13 protein-coding genes are annotated in these 15,116 nt (G+C 72.6%); 7 read left to right on the top strand and 6 right to left on the bottom strand.

The features are described from left to right. Nucleotides 1–91: 91 nt before the first annotated feature. From K8625_RS34265 to K8625_RS34255, 3 genes are all read right to left on the bottom strand, one after another. Nucleotides 92–364, bottom strand: a complete 273-nt coding sequence (locus K8625_RS34265; RefSeq protein ID WP_046717748.1) for a DUF2277 domain-containing protein — start codon at nucleotides 362–364, stop codon at nucleotides 92–94. A 149-nt stretch (nucleotides 365–513) separates the two neighbouring features. Next, on the bottom strand, nucleotides 514–1,785 hold the full coding sequence (locus K8625_RS34260) for an RNA polymerase sigma factor (RefSeq protein ID WP_223785055.1): 1,272 nt from the start codon (nucleotides 1,783–1,785) through the stop codon (nucleotides 514–516). A gap of 117 nt (nucleotides 1,786–1,902) precedes the next feature. Beyond that, on the bottom strand, nucleotides 1,903–3,237 hold the full coding sequence (locus K8625_RS34255; protein WP_223785054.1) for a replication-associated recombination protein A: 1,335 nt from the start codon (nucleotides 3,235–3,237) through the stop codon (nucleotides 1,903–1,905). Nucleotides 3,238–3,471: 234 nt separating this feature from the next. On the opposite strand from K8625_RS34255, the gene K8625_RS34250 reads away from it, so the two are divergent. Beyond that, the gene (locus K8625_RS34250) at nucleotides 3,472–3,828 is read left to right on the top strand and encodes a YciI family protein (protein ID WP_223751534.1); all 357 of its coding nucleotides are present in this window, start codon (nucleotides 3,472–3,474) and stop codon (nucleotides 3,826–3,828) included. A 115-nt stretch (nucleotides 3,829–3,943) separates the two neighbouring features. Beyond that, nucleotides 3,944–5,671: a pyruvate dehydrogenase gene (locus K8625_RS34245; RefSeq protein WP_223785053.1), complete on the top strand. Its 1,728-nt coding sequence runs from the start codon at nucleotides 3,944–3,946 to the stop codon at nucleotides 5,669–5,671. A gap of 12 nt (nucleotides 5,672–5,683) precedes the next feature. Here K8625_RS34245 and K8625_RS34240 read toward each other — a convergent pair whose 3' ends face one another. Further along, a complete protein-coding gene (locus tag K8625_RS34240; RefSeq protein WP_223785052.1) occupies nucleotides 5,684–6,148 on the bottom strand; it encodes a cupin domain-containing protein in 465 nt (154 codons plus the stop codon). 103 nt (nucleotides 6,149–6,251) lie between these two features. On the opposite strand from K8625_RS34240, the gene K8625_RS34235 reads away from it, so the two are divergent. Then, nucleotides 6,252–7,679, top strand: a complete 1,428-nt coding sequence (locus tag K8625_RS34235; protein ID WP_223785051.1) for a PLP-dependent aminotransferase family protein — start codon at nucleotides 6,252–6,254, stop codon at nucleotides 7,677–7,679. Between the two features lie 6 nt (nucleotides 7,680–7,685). On the opposite strand, the gene K8625_RS34230 is transcribed toward K8625_RS34235, so the two are convergent. Further along, the gene (locus K8625_RS34230; RefSeq protein ID WP_223785050.1) at nucleotides 7,686–7,934 is read right to left on the bottom strand and encodes a VOC family protein; all 249 of its coding nucleotides are present in this window, start codon (nucleotides 7,932–7,934) and stop codon (nucleotides 7,686–7,688) included. A 240-nt stretch (nucleotides 7,935–8,174) separates the two neighbouring features. Here K8625_RS34230 and K8625_RS34225 point away from each other — a divergent pair, with 240 nt between their 5' ends. From K8625_RS34225 to K8625_RS34210, 4 genes are all read left to right on the top strand, one after another. Beyond that, complete coding sequence (locus K8625_RS34225; protein ID WP_223785049.1) at nucleotides 8,175–8,774, top strand: DUF998 domain-containing protein; 600 nt, start codon at nucleotides 8,175–8,177, stop codon at nucleotides 8,772–8,774. Between the two features lie 173 nt (nucleotides 8,775–8,947). Further along, nucleotides 8,948–10,288: a hydroxymethylglutaryl-CoA reductase, degradative gene (locus tag K8625_RS34220; RefSeq protein WP_223751528.1), complete on the top strand. Its 1,341-nt coding sequence runs from the start codon at nucleotides 8,948–8,950 to the stop codon at nucleotides 10,286–10,288. Continuing rightward, the gene (locus tag K8625_RS34215) at nucleotides 10,285–12,516 is read left to right on the top strand and encodes an MMPL family transporter (RefSeq protein ID WP_223785048.1); all 2,232 of its coding nucleotides are present in this window, start codon (nucleotides 10,285–10,287) and stop codon (nucleotides 12,514–12,516) included. The genes K8625_RS34220 and K8625_RS34215 overlap by 4 nt, the downstream gene beginning before the upstream one ends. Then, complete coding sequence (locus tag K8625_RS34210; protein WP_223751526.1) at nucleotides 12,513–13,712, top strand: glycosyltransferase family 2 protein; 1,200 nt, start codon at nucleotides 12,513–12,515, stop codon at nucleotides 13,710–13,712. Before K8625_RS34215 ends, K8625_RS34210 begins: the two co-directional genes overlap by 4 nt. Here the strand turns inward: K8625_RS34210 and K8625_RS34205 are convergent. Continuing rightward, a complete protein-coding gene (locus K8625_RS34205; protein WP_223785047.1) occupies nucleotides 13,709–15,070 on the bottom strand; it encodes an NAD(P)/FAD-dependent oxidoreductase in 1,362 nt (453 codons plus the stop codon). The genes K8625_RS34210 and K8625_RS34205 overlap by 4 nt on opposite strands. Nucleotides 15,071–15,116: the final 46 nt, after the last annotated feature.

Here is a 15,116-nt window from a genome sequence, read left to right as displayed (position 1 = left end):
ACCTCCAGGGCACGACGGGCCACCTCGGCACCGCGCGCCGTGTGTGCACTGCGTGGGAACAGTCGGTCAGCGCTTCGGGGCGCCCGGGGCCTCAGCCCGCGTCGGCGGCCTTCTTGTAGCGCAGGCGCTTGAGTGCCTCGAACCGCACCCTGTCTCTGGGGGGCGTCGTGGCCACCAGCCCGTCCAGCATCCGCTTCGAGCTCTGGTAGATCTCCTCGACGGCGACGTCGAACGCGTCCGTGTTCTGCTTCGACGGCTTGCGGGTCCCGGCGATCTTCCGGACGAACTGGAGCGCCGCCGCGCGGATGTCGTCATCCGTGGCGGGCGGGGTGAAGTTGAAGAGGGGCTTGATGTTCCGGCACATGCGCCCAGGGTAGACCATCCCGGTGCGGGTCCACCCCGCACGCGTGCTCCAGGACGGCCTCCATCCCTCGCGGCGAGCACGGACGCTCGCTGGTCGACGCTTGCGCTGCATGGAGCGCGGAAGATTCCCGCGGGACTGCCGCCCCACGCTCACGCCCTGCGGCGGGAGCAGTCCTGGGCGCGCTCCAGGAGCAGCGCCTGCTCGCGGGCATTCCGGGTCAGCGAGGCCGCCCGCTCGAACTCCTTGCGTGCCTCGTCGAAGCGCCCCAGCTTGCGCAGCAGGTCTCCGCGCACGCTCGGCAGCAGGTGGTAGTTCGCGAGCGTGGGCTCCGACGTCAGCGTGTCGACCACCGCCAGGCCCGCCGCGGGGCCATAGGCCATGGACAGGGCCACCGCGCGGTTGAGCTCCACCACCGGCGAGGGCGACAGCCGCACCAGCACGCCATACAGCGACGCGATGCGCGCCCAGTCCGTCTCCTCCGCCGTGCGTGCCCGCGCGTGGCAGGCGGCGAGCGCGGCCTGCAGCGCGTACCGGCCCTGCGCGCCGCCCAGCTTCTCCGCCCGCTCCAGCGCCGCGAGCCCGCGGCGAATCAGCAGCTGGTCCCACAGGCCCCGGTTCTGCTCGAGCAGCAGCACCGGCTCCCCGGAGGGGCCCACGCGCGCCCGCGAGCGCGACGCCTGGATCTCCATCAGCGCGACCAGGCCGTGCACCTCCGGCTCCAGGGGCGCCAGCTCGGCGAGGATGCGCCCCAGCCGCAGCGCGTCCGCGCACAGCTCCGGCCGCATCCAGTCATCGCCCGCCGTCGCCGAGTAGCCCTCGTTGAAGATGAGGTAGATGACCTCCAGGACCGACGACAGCCGCGCCGCGAGCGCCTCGCCGTGGGGCAGCTCGAAGGGCACCTTCTCCTCGGACAGCGTGCGCTTGGCGCGCACGATGCGCTGCGCGACGGTGGGCCCGGGCACCAGGAACGCGCGGGCGATCTCCTCCGTCGTCAACCCACCGAGCAGCCGGAGCGTGAGCGCGACGCGCGCCTCCGTGGAGAGGATGGGGTGGCAGGCGATGAACATCAGCCGCAGCAGGTCATCGCCCACGTCGTTGTCGAGCGCCGTGTCCAGGTCCGGCTGCCCGTGGGCCTGGTCGGACTCGAGCTCGTGTCCCAGCTCCTCGTGCTTGCGCTCGACGCGCTTGCCCCGGCGCAGCTCGTCGATGGCGCGGCGCTTGGCGGTCGCCATCAGCCACGCGCCCGGGTTGTCCGGGATGCCGCTGTCGGGCCAGCGCTCCATCGCCGCGACCAGGGCATCCTGCGCGAGCTCCTCCGCGAGCCCGACGTCGCGCACCATGCGCGTCAGGCCCGCGATGAGGCGCGCGGATTCAATCCGCCACACGGCTTCGATGGCGCGGTGTCTCTCGGGGGACGTCACGGCGCCGGACTAGAGCACCCCCGCTTCACGATGCAAGGTCGATGCGCACGTCGCGTGTCGGCCGACGACGAGGATGTCGCCTGGGTGGAGGGGGAGGCCCACATGGGCCGGAGCGCCCTACTCGCCCTTGCTCGCCTTGTCCTCGCGCCACCAGTGCGTCATGCGCTCGTGGACCTCCGCCTCGTAGCCCTCCTTGCTCGGGCGGTAGAACACGGCGCGCTCCAGCGGCGGGGGCAGGTACGTCTGTCCCGGCGCGTAGTGGTCCTTGAAGTCCCACGGCGGCTGGTAGCCCTTGCCGTGCCCCAGCTCCTTGAGCAGGTCCGTGGGCGCGTTGCGCAGGTTCAACGGCGGCCCGACGTTGGGGTTCGCCTCCAGCGCCTCCAGCGCCGCGTTCATGGCGGCATAGGCGCGGTTGCTCTTGCGCGCCGTGGCCAGGGTGATGACGGCGTGCGCGACGAACAGCCGGCCCTCCGGCATGCCCGTGGAGTGGAAGCCCTCCTCGCACGCGCGGACGATGGTGATGGCCTCCGGCATGGCCATGCCCACGTCCTCCACCGCGATGACCTTGAGCCTGCGCCACAGCGACACCACGTCGCCGGTCTGCAAGAGCTTCGCCGCCCAGAAGATGGCGCCCTGCGCGTTGGAGCCCCGACAGGACTTCTGCAGCGCGCTGAGCAGGTCGAAGTGCTGGTCCCCGTCCTTGTCGTGGCGCGACAGGCCCACGCCCACCGACTCGCGCGCGACGTCCACGGTGATTTCGCCGCCGTCGGCCGTCAGCCCCGCCGCCATCTCCAGCGCGCCCAGCGCCTTGCGCACGTCCCCCGCGCCGCCCCGCGCGAGCAGCGCCAGGGCCTCCTCCCCCACCGTCAGCCGGCGCTTGCCCAGCCCGCGCTTCTCGTCGGTGAGCGCCCGGCGCAGCGCGCCCTGGATGTCCGCGAGCGTCAGCTCCTGGAGCTGGAAGACGCGACACCGGCTGACGAGCGCGGGCCGCACCTCGAAGCTGACGTTCTCCGTCGTGGCGCCCAGCAGGATGAACAGCCCGCTCTCCACGTGGGGCAGCGCCTGCTCCTGGACGTTCTTCGCCCAGCGGTGGATTTCGTCCACGAAGAGCACCGTGCGGCGCGAGTACTGGTTGCGCGCGCGCTCGGCCTCGGCCACCACCTCGCGGATGCGCGGGATTCCGTCCGACACGGCCGACAGGATGACCAGCTCCGCGTCGACGTTGGCCGCCAGCATCCGCGCCAGCGTCGTCTTGCCCACCCCGGGCGGCCCCCAGAAGAGGGAGGACACCAGCTGCTTGCGCTCCATCAGCCCGCGCAGCGGACCTCCGGGGCCCAGCAGGTGCGCCTGCCCGATGAACTCGTCGGGCGTGCGCGGCCGCATCCGCTCGGCGAGCGGCGCGAAGCGGTTCACATCCACGGAGGCGGAGAACAGGTCGGGGCCGGCGCTCATCGCACCGCAAGCTCCCCTCTCCGAAGCGCGCGGTCAACCCTCACCCATGGTGCGGAGCGCATTCCACAGCCGTCGGAAAGCGGACACGCCGCGCGCGCCCGTCCATCCGCGCGGAAATCACACCGTGGCGTTGGCTCGCGAGCGACCAGGACCGAGCAACTCCCACCCGGGCCCCCTCGACGGCGTGTCACGGCCGCGTCGTAGTATCGCCGTCCCCAAAAAGGAGGGAGCGCGATGTCTTTCATGCTGCTGATGATGGAGGCACCCGGGAAGCGACAGGAGCGGCCGCTCGAGGAGGGCCAGAAGGCCTACGCACGGATGATGGCCTTCCAGAAGACGCTCCAGGACAAGGGCGTGCTCGTCGCCGGAGAGGCCCTCAAGCCGGACGACAACGCCATCCGCATCGAGAGCATCAATGGGCGGCGGACCGTGAGCGATGGCCCCTTCACCGAGTCGAAGGAGATCATCGGCGGCTTCTTCCTGCTCAACTGCAAGAGCCGCGACGAGGCGCTCGAATATGCCCACATGTGTCCCATGAGCGACTGGGGCATCGTCGAGCTGCGCGAGATCGCGAACAGCTGTTTCGAGTAGCCCCCCGCGTCACCGGCGAGAGGGAGCACGCTCCCACGCCCCACACCCACGGGAGCGCCCGTCACCCCGCTCCCCTGGGTTGTCCCCCGCTGTCACCCCGCCCAGCTTTGAGCCCATGAGCTCTCTCACCGTGGCGGAAGCGCTCGTTCGTGTGCTCATCGAGGCGGGGGCCGAGCGCATCTACGGCGTCGTGGGCGACAGCCTCAACCCCATCACCGACGCCGTGCGGCGCAGCGACGGGAAGCTGCGGTGGGTCCACGTGCGCCACGAGGAGGCGGGGGCCTTCGCCGCGTCCGCCGAGGCGCAGCTGAGCGGCAAGCTGGCGGTGTGCGCGGGCAGCTGCGGCCCGGGCCACCTGCACCTCATCAATGGCCTCTACGACGCGCACCGCAGCTACGCGCCCGTGCTCGCGCTCGTCTCGCACATCCCCAGCGAGCAGATCGGCACGTCCTACTTCCAGGAGACGCACCCGGAGCTGCTCTTCCGCGAGTGCAGCCACTTCTGCGAGATGGTGGCCAACCCCAAGCAGGCCCCGCGCCTGTTCCGGCTCGCCGCGCAGACGGCGCTCGCGAAGGGCGGCGTGTCCGCGGTGGTGGTGCCCGGGGACGTGGCCGCGCTCGAGGCCGGCGAGGACGTGCCCTCCACCTTCGCCACCGAGCGCCCCGTGGTGCGCCCGGCCGACGCGGAGCTGGACCGGCTCGCCGAGCTGCTCAACTCCGCCTCGCGCGTGACGGTGTTCTGCGGCAGCGGCTGCCGGGGCGCCCACGCGGAGGTGCTCGCGCTGGCGAAGCGGCTCCAGTCGCCCGTGGGCCACGCGTACCGGGGCAAGGAGTGGGTGGCCTACGACAACCCCTACGACGTGGGCATGACGGGCCTGCTCGGCTTCGGCGCCGCGTACGAGGCCATGCACGCCTGCGACGTCCTGCTGCTGCTGGGCACCGACTTCCCCTACGACGCGTTCATGCCCGTCAAACCCCAGATTGCCCAGGTCGACGTGCGGCCGGAGCACCTGGGGCGCCGCTCGCGGTTGGACCTGGGCGTCTGCGGCGACGTGCGCGAGACGCTGCGCGCGCTGCTGCCCCGCCTGGAGCAGAAGGAGGACCGGCGGCATCTCGAGAGCGCGCTGGAGGAGCTGGCCAAGGCGCGGCGCAAGCTGGACACGCACGTGCGCAACGTCGGCTCGCACCGCCCGCTGCATCCGGAGCTGGTGGCGTCGGTGCTGGACGAGGTGGCCGCCGAGGACGCCGTCTTCACCGTGGACACGGGCATGTGCAACGTGTGGTCGGCGCGCTACCTCCACGCCACGGCCGAGCGGCGCATCATCGGCTCCTTCACCCACGGCTCCATGGCCAACGCGCTGCCCCAGGCCATCGGCGCGCAGCTCCTGTACCCGGGCCGGCAGGTCATCTCCATGTCCGGCGACGGCGGCTTCGCGATGCTGATGGGGGACTTCCTCACGCTGGCGCAGTACGAGCTGCCGGTGAAGGTCGTCATCTTCAACAACAGCTCGCTGGGCATGGTGAAGCTGGAGATGCAGGTGTCGGGCTACCCGGACACGCAGACGGACCTGGTGAACCCCAACTTCGCGAAGCTGGCGGAGGCGGTGGGCGTCATGGGCCAGCGCGTGGAGGCGCCCGAGGACCTCCGGGGCGCCTTCGAGCGCGCGCTCGCCCACCCGGGGCCAGCGCTGGTCGACGTGGTCACGGACCCGCACGCGCTCTCGCTCCCGCCTCGCGTCACCATCAAGCAGGCGGCGGGCTTCGCGCTGGCCATGACGAAGCTCGTCTTCAACGGCGACGGCGGCGAGGTGGTGGACACGGTGCAGGCCCACCTGCGGCACTGACAGGGCCCCCAGTCACTCCAGGGTGGCCAGGAACGGCTGGCCGTTCGCCTCGCACCACTGGCGGTAGGACTCCAGCCGGTCCGCGGGCGTGACGTGCCGCGAGACCTGGCCGTCCGCCGTCAGGTACTCCACGCCGCCGCGCGTGTGGATGAGCAGCACGAGCGGCTCGGGGCCCGTCACCCGCCAGCTGTCGACGTTGCCGGCCGGCTCGTAGACGTAGCCCCCCGGGCCAATCACCTCGCCCGTGTCCAGCAGCTCGCGGGAGCCGGAGAGGTTGAAGGCGTGCGACTCGCCGGTGTGGCGGTGCGGGGGGATGACGGTGCCGGGCTCCAGGCGAAAGAGGTACATCCAGCCCGCGCCGTCCTTGAAGAAGCGCAGCGGCTTGAAGGAGAGGCCCGGGGAGGTCATGGGAATCCAGGGCATGCGCTCGGCGTGGACCGGCTGCGAGGCGTACGAGGACGAAGGCGTGGGGCTCATGCGGTCTCCTTGAGGAAGTGCCGACAGGGTGCCCCGTCCCTGGCCCTCTCACGGTGCCAGGACCGACGAATCTCGTTGGGCCAATCCGTGGTAGGTCTGGGCCATGGACCTGCATGTCGACCTGACGGAGCGCAGGGACCTCGCGGGGCAGGTCTACCGGGGCCTGCGAGCGCGGGTCCTCGACGGACGGCTGCGGGACGGTGAGCAGGTGCCCCCCTCGCGGGAGCTGGCCCGGCGGCTGGGCATCTCCCGCAACACGGTGAGCGTGGCCTACGAGTGGTTGATGGCGGAGGGCCTGCTCGTGAGCCGGGGTCGCGCCGGGAGCTTCATCCAGAACGCACCTCGGGAGCGCGGCGCGCGCGCGAGGGCCTCCCAAGGCGTGGAGTTGCGGCCTCGCGCGGTCTGGCGCGGACTGCCCGCGCCCCCCGTGCCCGTCCCCGAGACGCCGTACGACTTCCGGGTGGGCTATCCGGATGCGTCGCTGTTCCCCTTCGACGCCTGGCGCCGGCTCATGGCCCGACAGTGGCGCGCCTCCGCGGCGGGCCCCGCGTACGCGGACCCGGCCGGCCATCCGGAGCTGCGCGAGGCGGTGGCCCGCCACGTGGGTGTCTCGCGAGGCGTCACCGCGGACGCGTCCGACGTGCTCATCACCCACGGCGCGCAGCAGGCCCTGGACCTGGTCGGCCGGGTGCTGCTCGAGCCCGGGGATTGCGTCGCCATGGAGGAGCCCGGCTATCCGCCCGCGCGCGCGTTGTTCCAGTCGCTCGGCGCGAGCGTGGTGCCGGTACCCGTGGACGCGGAGGGGCTCGACGTGAGCCGCCTGCCGGACGACACGCGCGCCGTCTACGTCACCCCGTCCCACCAGTTCCCGCTGGGCATCGTCATGTCCCCGGCGCGGCGCAAGGCGCTGCTCGACTGGGCCCGGCGCCGCGACGCGGTGGTCATCGAGGATGACTACGACAGCGAGTTCCGCTTCGGCGGCCGTCCGCTGGAGACGCTCCACGGCCTGGACCGCTCGGGCCGGGTGCTCTACGTCGGCTCGTTCTCCAAGGTGCTGCTGCCCTCGCTGCGGCTGGGCTTCCTCGTCGCGCCGCCCTCGCTCCGGCGGGAGCTGCGGCTGGCCAAGCAGGTGACGGACTGGCACAGCCAGCTCCCCGCGCAGGGGGCGCTCGCGCGCTTCATCGACACGGGCGCGCTGGCAAGGCACCTGCGCAAGACGCGGCGCGAGTACGAGCAGCGACACACCCGACTGGCCGAGGGCCTCGCGCGCCACTTCGCGGACACGCTCGAGCTGCTCCCCTCCGTCGCCGGTCTGCACCTGTGCGCCACCTTCACGCGGGGCGGCGCGCGGCTGGAGAAGGAGCTCACCGCCAGGGCTCACGCGGCGGGCGTCGGCGTGGAGTCGCTCTCGCGCTACTTCATGGGAGCCCCCACCCGCCATGGCTGGGTGCTGGGCTACGGCGGCGTGACGGTGGAGCGCATCGACGAGGGGCTCCGGCGCCTCCGGGCGCGGCTCCACGAAGGACGCTAGCCCGCCTCACGTCCAGGCGTTCGGCGGCGGACCTTCGTCGGGTTTGTCCATCTTCACGATGCAGAAGCGATGGCCCGTGGGCGCCTCCATGACCCACCAGCGCTTCACCCAGCCGATGCGCTTCGCTCCCAAGGCCTCCAGGCGCGCGGCCTCGGCGTCCTGGTCATCCGCCTCGATGTCCAGGTGGACACGGGAGGGGTGGGTGACCCGCTGCAGCCCGACGCTCAGCCCCGCGGCAGTGCCCTCGAGGCCCACGTACTCGGAGGTCTCCCCGACTTCGTGCCCCCCACCGGGAGCCCCAGCGCCTGGCTCCAGAAGGTGGCGGCGGAGAGCAGCTCCCCCGTCTCGCAATCGATGATGAGGCCCGAGAGACGACTGCGGTGCGCCATGACGCCCTCCGCTCGATGAGGTTCCCGCGCAATCTGACAACGCCCCAGGCACCGGTCTACCCCCGCCGGCTTTCGTCCGGGACGCCGCCGCCTTGATACTCCTTCAATGGTCCCGTGGATTCTCCCCAGCGCGTTGCTCGTCGTGGCTCTCGGCGTCCTGCCGCCCTTCTGGTTCGCGCGGAACAGGCCCGGCTACAGCCACGTGAGGAACACCATCAGCGAGCTGGGTGAGACGGGCGCCCCGGGGGCCGCCCGCGCGGGGTGGCTCGGCTTCGCGCCCGCGGGCCTGGCCGTCCTGGGTTTCTGCGCCCTGCTCCACGCGTACCTCACCGCCCAGGGCGAGGGGGGCACCGGGGCCGTGCTGCTGTCGCTGCTGGGCGTCAGCTACGTGGGCGCCGCCGTGTTCCCTTGTGACGCGGGCGCGCCGTTCTGGGGCACGTGGAAGAACCAGATGCACAACCTGGTAGCGGGCCTGGGCTACTTCGGCGCGGGCGGCGGCCTCATCGAAATGGAGCGCGTGTTCGAGGACGTGCCGGCGCTCACCTCGCTCTCCCCGGTGACGGGCGCGCTGGGCAAGCTCGTGCTGCTCGGCATGGTGGGCCTGTCCTTCGACTCCCCGGTGCGAGGGCTCCTCCAGCGCGCGGTGGAGGCGCTCGTGTTCGGATGGATGGTGGCCGTGGGAGTGTGGCTGATGCTCGCCCACTGAGCACGGCCATCGCCCCATGAGGAGGGGCAGGCGGGCGACGGGCGCGGCATCGCCCTCGCCACGCAAGTCCACTGCCGGATTCCACGCGGCCCCAAGGACTGGGTGCCCTGCCCAACCGCTCCGGTCGTCACCAGTTCCCATGGTGCTCGATGGCCGGAGCCACAGGGGGGGGCATGGGGGAAGTCAACGACGAGTCGGTGCAGGTGCCATCGGCGACGCGGTCTTCTCGCCTGCCGGGCTTCCACCAACGCAGCATGGAGGAGCGCTGGCGCGAGCTGGCGCTGCGCGGAGACCTCACGCCCGAGGAGCTGCGCGTGCTGTGCGCGCTGGACGCGCCGCACCTCGACGTCGTCAACCAGATGATCGAGAACGCCGTCGGCGTGTTCGCCCTGCCCCTGGGCCTGGGGCTGAACCTCACCGTCAACGGGCGCGACCACCTGGTGCCCATGGTCGTGGAGGAGCCGTCCGTCATCGCCGCGGTATCCCTCGCCTCGAAGCTGGTGCGCGACGCAGGCGGGTTCCTCGCCGAGGCGAACACCTCGATGATGATTGGCCAGGTGCAGCTGACCGGCTACGGCGACCCGGAGCTCGCTCGTGCCCGGCTGCTCGCGGGGAGGGAGCAGCTGCTCGCGCTCGCCAACAGCTTCCATCCCTCGCTCGTGAAGCGCGGCGGTGGCGCGTGTGACCTGCAGGTCCGCATCCTCCCCGCGCCCGAGGGCCCCCACGCGGAGCCGCTCCTCATCGTCCACCTGCTGGTGGACACCCAGGAGGCCATGGGCGCCAACCTCATCAACACCATGGCGGAGGGCATCGCGCCGCTCGTCGAGCAGCTCACGGGGGGACGGGTGTATCTGCGCATCCTCTCCAACCTCGCCGACCAGCGACTGGCGCGGGCCTCCTGCCGCCTCCCCGTGGCGTCGCTGTCGGGGCTGGGCATGTCCGGCGAGGACATCGCGGAGGGCATCCTCCAGGCGGGTCGCTTCGCCCGGGCCGACCCCTACCGCGCCGCGACGCACAACAAGGGCGTGATGAACGGCATCGACGCGGTGGCCATCGCCACGGGGCAGGACTGGCGCGCCATCGAAGCCGGCGCGCACGCCTATGCATGCCGGGAGGGCCACTACGGGCCCCTGACGAACTGGACGATGGAGGATGGGCACCTGGTGGGCCGCATCGAGCTGCCGCTGGCGCTGGGCCTGGTGGGGGGCCCCATCAAGGTGCACCCCGGCGCGCAGCTGGGGCTGAAGCTGCTGGGCGTGAGCACCGTGCGCGAGCTGGCCATGGTGTTCGCGGCGGTGGGCCTGGCACAGAACCTGGCGGCGGTGCGCGCGCTGGGCTCGGTGGGCATCCAGAAGGGCCACATGGCCATGCACGCCCGGTGCGTCGCGGTGACGGCGGGCGCTCGCGGCGCGGACGTGGAGAAGGTGGTCCGGCTGCTGATGGAGCGCGGCAACATCAAGGTGGAGACGGCGCGCGAAATCCTCGCCTCCCTCCAGGTCCCCTCGCCCCCATGAGCGCGGAGACGACGTCCCCCTCCCTGTTCGCCCGGCTCGCCCTGGGCGTGCATCGGCACCGGCGGGCGGTGCTGGTGGGCGCTGTCGTGTTCCTGCTCGCGGCCATCGGGGTGCTGAGCCGAGGCGGTCACCTCACCACGGGCACCATCGACGGCATCGAGGCCGCGCGCGCCGAGGCCCTGGCCCGGCCCGCCACGGCGGGCTCCACGGACCAGACGCTGGCCGTCATCTTCCACCACGACACCTGGACGGCGAAGCAGCCGCGCTTCACCCAGGCGATGACGGACGTGCTCGAGCGCGTGCGGCGGCTGCCGGAGGTGGAGTCGGTGGTGTCCCCGGTGGGCGCGCCCGAGGCGCTGGGCGCGCGCTTCGTGTCGGCCACGGGGCACGACGTGCTGGCGCTGGTGCGCTTGAAGGGCGGGGAGCGCGAGGCCGTGGCCGCGTTCCCCACCGTGCGCGCGGCCCTGGATGACCCGCGGCTGGAGACGACGCTGACGGGCAAGGTGGCCTTCCTCGCCGCGCTCAACCAACTGCTGGAGCACGACCTGCTGCGCGCGGAGCTCATCTCGTTCCCGCTGGCGCTGCTGGTGCTCCTGTGGGTGTTCCGCACGGTGGTGGCCGCGATGCTGCCGCTGGTGGTGGGCGGGCTCGCGGTGCTCTGCGGCGTGGCGGGGGTGCTGCTGCTCTCGCGCGTCACGAACATGGCGCAGTACACGCTCAACGTGGTGTCGCTCATCGGGCTGGGCGTGGCCATCGACTACTCGCTCTTCATCGTGAGCCGCTTCCGGGGCGAGCTCGCCGAGGGGCTGTCGACGCAGGCCGCGCTGGTGCGCACGCTGGACACGGCCGGGCGCGCGGTGGCGTTCTCGGGCCTGGCCGTCACGGTGGGCCTGGCGGGGCTGCTCTTCTTCCACGGCTCGTACCTGAGCGCCATGGGCCTGGGCGGCGCGCTCGTCGTGGCCTTCGCGGTGCTCTTCGCGCTCACCGTGCTGCCCGCGCTCTTGTCCTGGCTGGGGCCCCGGGTGGACAAGGGGCGGCTGCCCTTCGGGCGCGGCACGGGGCCCGTCGGCGTGTGGCACGCGCTGGCCACCTGGGTGATGAAGCATCCGTGGCTGGTGCTGCTGCCCACGCTCGCGCTGCTGCTCGCCATGGGGTTGCCCTTCCGACGTCTGGAGCTGGCCGCGACGGACATCACCGCGCTGCCTCCTGGCACCGAGGCCCGGCAGGGCGCGCAGACGCTGGCGCGGCTGTTCCCACGCGAGGCCGCCACGCGCGTGCTGGTGGCGGTGGAGTTCCCTTCCGGGGATGCGCTCACGCCCGAGCGAAGCGCCGCCCTCTTCGACGCGAGCCGGCGCATGGCCGCGCTGCCCGGCGTGGTGGGCGTGGAGAGCGCGGTGGACCTGTCGCCCGGCCTGGACAAGGCCACCTATCAGCAGATGGCCGCCGCGCCCCCGGAGCTGCTGCCCGCCGAGGTGCGCGCCGCTCGCGAGGCGTACCGCGCGGGCAGCGTCGCCGTGCTCCAGGTGCTCACGTCCGCGCCGCCCAGCAGCCACCAGGCGCGCGAGCTGGTCCGGGCGCTGCGCCAGGAGCGCACGGTGGGGGACGGGACGCTCCTCGTGGGCGGACAGACGGCCACGGACGTGGACGCGACGGAGTTCCTCAAGGAGAACACGCCGGCCGCGGTGGGCTTCGTGATGGGGATGACGTGCATCGTGCTCTTCGTGCTGCTGCGCTCCGTCGTGCTGCCGCTCAAGGCGCTGCTGATGAACCTGCTGTCGCTGGCGGGCTCGTTCGGCGCGCTGGTGTGGATATTCCAGGAGGGGCACCTGCACCGGCTCCTGCGCTTCGAGCCCGGGCCCATCGAGCCGTCGCTGCCCATCCTGTTGTTCTGCGCCTTGTTCGGGCTGTCCATGGACTACGAGGTGCTGCTGCTCAGCCGCATCCGCGAGGAGTGGCTGCGCACGGGTGACAACACCCACGCGGTGGCCGAGGGCCTGGAGCGCACCGGTGGGCTCATCACCAGCGCGGCGGCCATCATGGTGGCCGTCTTCGCGGCGTTCGCGCTGGCCTCGGTGGTGGTGGTGAAGGCGATGGGGTTGGGCATGGCCATCGCCGTGGCGCTGGATGCCACGCTGGTCCGGGTGCTCATCGTCCCCGCGATGATGCGGCTGATGGGGGACTGGAACTGGTGGGCGCCCGGAGCGAGGGGACGGGGGGAGAGGCGATGAGCGCACGGGACATCGCGTGGGTGGCGGCGGGAGCGGCGGCGCTGGGCGTGCTGGCCCACGGACACCGGGGACTGATGGCGGGCGTGCGACGGCGCCGCGCGCCCCCCACCGCCCCCTTCGAGCCACCGTCGGTGACGCTCATCCGTCCCATCCGGGGACTGGATGTGGAGGCGCGCGAGAACGTCCGCGCGTTGCTCGCCCTGGACTACCCGGGCGAGTGGGAGGTGCTCCTCGTCTTCGACAGCGCCGAGGACCCCGCCTTCGCCATCACCCAGGACGAGCTGGGTCGTCATCCGACGCGCGCGAAGCGGGTGGAGCTGCTCGTGGCGGGAGAGCCGCCGCCGGGGATGACGGGGAAGCTCAACGCCATGCAGCTGGGCGTGTCACGCGCCCGGGGCACGCTCTTGGCCTTCAGCGACTCCGACACGCGGCCCGAGCCGGGCGTGCTCACGGCGCTGGTGGGCGCGCTGCTGGAGGACGCGCGGACGGGCGCCACGTTCGCGCCCGTGTACGCGGCGGCCAGGGCACCCCTCGCGGGGGACGTGGGCTACGGGCTGCTGGTGAATGCCTGGTACGGCGCGTCCGTGGCGCGCGCGGCGGAGCCCGACGGCGCCCTGCCCTTCATCATGGGCCAGCTGATGGTGTTCCGTCGGGAGGCGCTCCAGGACATCGGCGGCGTGGGCTCGGCCGCCGGCCAGTTCGTGGATGACATGTACCTGGGGCGCAGGCTCCACGAGGCGGGGTGGAAGAACCGCGTCATCCACGCGCCCCTGCGCATCGTCACGGGGAACCTGGAGCTGAAGGCCTTCCTGCGCATCTTCCGGCGCTGGGTGCTCTTCTCGGAGGCGGGGCTCCCCTGGAGCTTCGCGCGCCCCAACTGGGTGCGCGGGGTGATGGGTTGGCTTTCGTGGGGGGGCCTGGCGGCGGCCGTCAGTCGTCGGGCCTGGGGACACGCGGCCGCGGCGGCGCTGCCCATCGGCTTCTCCGTGTGGAGCCAGCTGCGGCTGCAGCGGGCCTGCCATGGGCCGCGCGTCTCCCCCCGACACTACTGGGTGCCGGCGGTGCTGCCGCTGCTGGGCGCGGGCGTGGCGCTGTCCGCGAGGGTGTCACGCGACGTGGACTGGCGCGGCCGGAGCTACCGGCTGGACGCGCGAGCGGCCCTGGGTGGCGCGCTGCCCGCGCGGACGAGCCCCTAGGCGGAACGGCGGACGCGGCGATGCCACCAACTTCCCACCTGCTCCAGCGTACTCGCCACGGCGCCCCGCAGCGGTGGCCCGGCGGAGCGAAGCAGCGGCACGGCCGCGCGGGCACGGACGTCCCGCCGCCGCCCCGGCCGCAACGTCACCAGCGCGTGGCCGACGACGCAGAGGTATTCGCGCGCGAGCACCCGCATGCGCGACTCCTCGGACGAGAGCAGGGACATGGAGACGCGGGCACCTCGCGGGCTGTGCTCCCAGTAGCGCAGGAGCCCTCGCCGCAGGGCCCGCATGCCCGCGTCCTGCCCCGCGCAGGCGTCGTAGAGCGACGCGGCGAGCTGGACGCGGGTGCGCTGCGCGGGCCGCCGCTCGCAGGCATAGCGCTCCAGGGCCCGGGGGATGTCCTCGGGGTGGTGGCGCAGCGCCCGCTGGAGCGCTCGCGCGTCATCGAAGCACGAGGCCATGCCGCTCCCGGTGAGCGGGTGGCAGCAGGACGCGGCGTCGCCCACGAGCACGGCGCTCCCCTTCCACACCGTCCGCGACAACCGGTCGTCGTTGGAGGCCATGCGGGGTGTCGCGCTCGCGTCCAGCGCCCGTCGGACCTCCGCGCTCAGCGCGGATGGCAACGTGGCCAGCCATTCCGGGCGCTCCCGCAGGGTCTGGGCGGTGCTGCCCAGGGGGAGGTCCACCATCACCCGCGCCACGTCCGGCTGGATGGCATAGGCCAGCGCGTACAGCGGCCCTCCGACGAACTGATGTCCATGGTCGGGACGCGGCAGGCAGGCGCTGTCCACGGTGAGCCCCAGCATGGTGGAGATGCGCGTGAAGCGCTCGGAGATGCCCAGCATCCGCCGCACGGGCGACGCGCGCCCGTCCGCGGCCACCAGCATCCGGGCGCCCACCGCGTGCTCGACGCCTTCGTGGAGGAAGCGCAGCCGGACACCGCGCGCGTCGTTGTGCTCCACCGACGTCACGCGGGAGCGGGCCTGGACGGTGACGCCCGGCCGCCGGGCCACGGCCCGCAGCAGCGGCTCGGTGAGCTCGGCGTGCTCGAGCGACATGCCCGTGGCGCCCCGCGCATAGGGCAGGACGACGGTGCGGGCGGGCGCGGCGAAGAAGACGGCGAAGCCTCGCACGGGGCGCGACGTCCAGCCTTCGACGACGTCACCGAAGCCCAGCTCCCGCAGCGCGCTCACGGCGGTGGGGTGCAAGAGCTCCCCCGACAGTTGTCGGTGCCGGTCCACGCCCGCGTCCACCAGCAGGACGGACCGCCCCAGTTCGGCGAGCGCCGCCGCCGCCGCGCACCCCGCGGGGCCGCCGCCCACCACCACCACATCGAAGTCCCAAGGGCCTCCCATGACGCAACAACTGCGCATGGCCCCGGCCCGACGCAGAGGAGCAACC

Origin of the sequence: Myxococcus sp. AS-1-15 (genome assembly GCF_020037055.1) — a bacterium.
Classification (GTDB): domain Bacteria; phylum Myxococcota; class Myxococcia; order Myxococcales; family Myxococcaceae; genus Myxococcus; species Myxococcus fulvus.
Note: the sequence above shows the minus strand (reverse complement) of the source record. Positions and strands in the feature narration are given on the sequence as shown.

What these genes read in the sequence shown, in the direction of transcription:
- K8625_RS34265 (WP_046717748.1), bottom strand. Translation starts at nt 364, where the DNA reads ATGTGCCGGAACATCAAGCCCCTCTTCAACTTCACCCCGCCCGCCACG.
- K8625_RS34255 (WP_223785054.1), bottom strand. Translation starts at nt 3,237, where the DNA reads ATGAGCGCCGGCCCCGACCTGTTCTCCGCCTCCGTGGATGTGAACCGC.
- K8625_RS34250 (WP_223751534.1), top strand. Translation starts at nt 3,472, where the DNA reads ATGTCTTTCATGCTGCTGATGATGGAGGCACCCGGGAAGCGACAGGAG.
- K8625_RS34245 (WP_223785053.1), top strand. Translation starts at nt 3,944, where the DNA reads ATGAGCTCTCTCACCGTGGCGGAAGCGCTCGTTCGTGTGCTCATCGAG.
- K8625_RS34240 (WP_223785052.1), bottom strand. Translation starts at nt 6,148, where the DNA reads ATGAGCCCCACGCCTTCGTCCTCGTACGCCTCGCAGCCGGTCCACGCC.
- K8625_RS34235 (WP_223785051.1), top strand. Translation starts at nt 6,252, where the DNA reads ATGGACCTGCATGTCGACCTGACGGAGCGCAGGGACCTCGCGGGGCAG.
- K8625_RS34225 (WP_223785049.1), top strand. Translation starts at nt 8,175, where the DNA reads ATGGTCCCGTGGATTCTCCCCAGCGCGTTGCTCGTCGTGGCTCTCGGC.
- K8625_RS34220 (WP_223751528.1), top strand. Translation starts at nt 8,948, where the DNA reads ATGGGGGAAGTCAACGACGAGTCGGTGCAGGTGCCATCGGCGACGCGG.
- K8625_RS34215 (WP_223785048.1), top strand. Translation starts at nt 10,285, where the DNA reads ATGAGCGCGGAGACGACGTCCCCCTCCCTGTTCGCCCGGCTCGCCCTG.
- K8625_RS34210 (WP_223751526.1), top strand. Translation starts at nt 12,513, where the DNA reads ATGAGCGCACGGGACATCGCGTGGGTGGCGGCGGGAGCGGCGGCGCTG.
- K8625_RS34205 (WP_223785047.1), bottom strand. Translation starts at nt 15,070, where the DNA reads ATGGGAGGCCCTTGGGACTTCGATGTGGTGGTGGTGGGCGGCGGCCCC.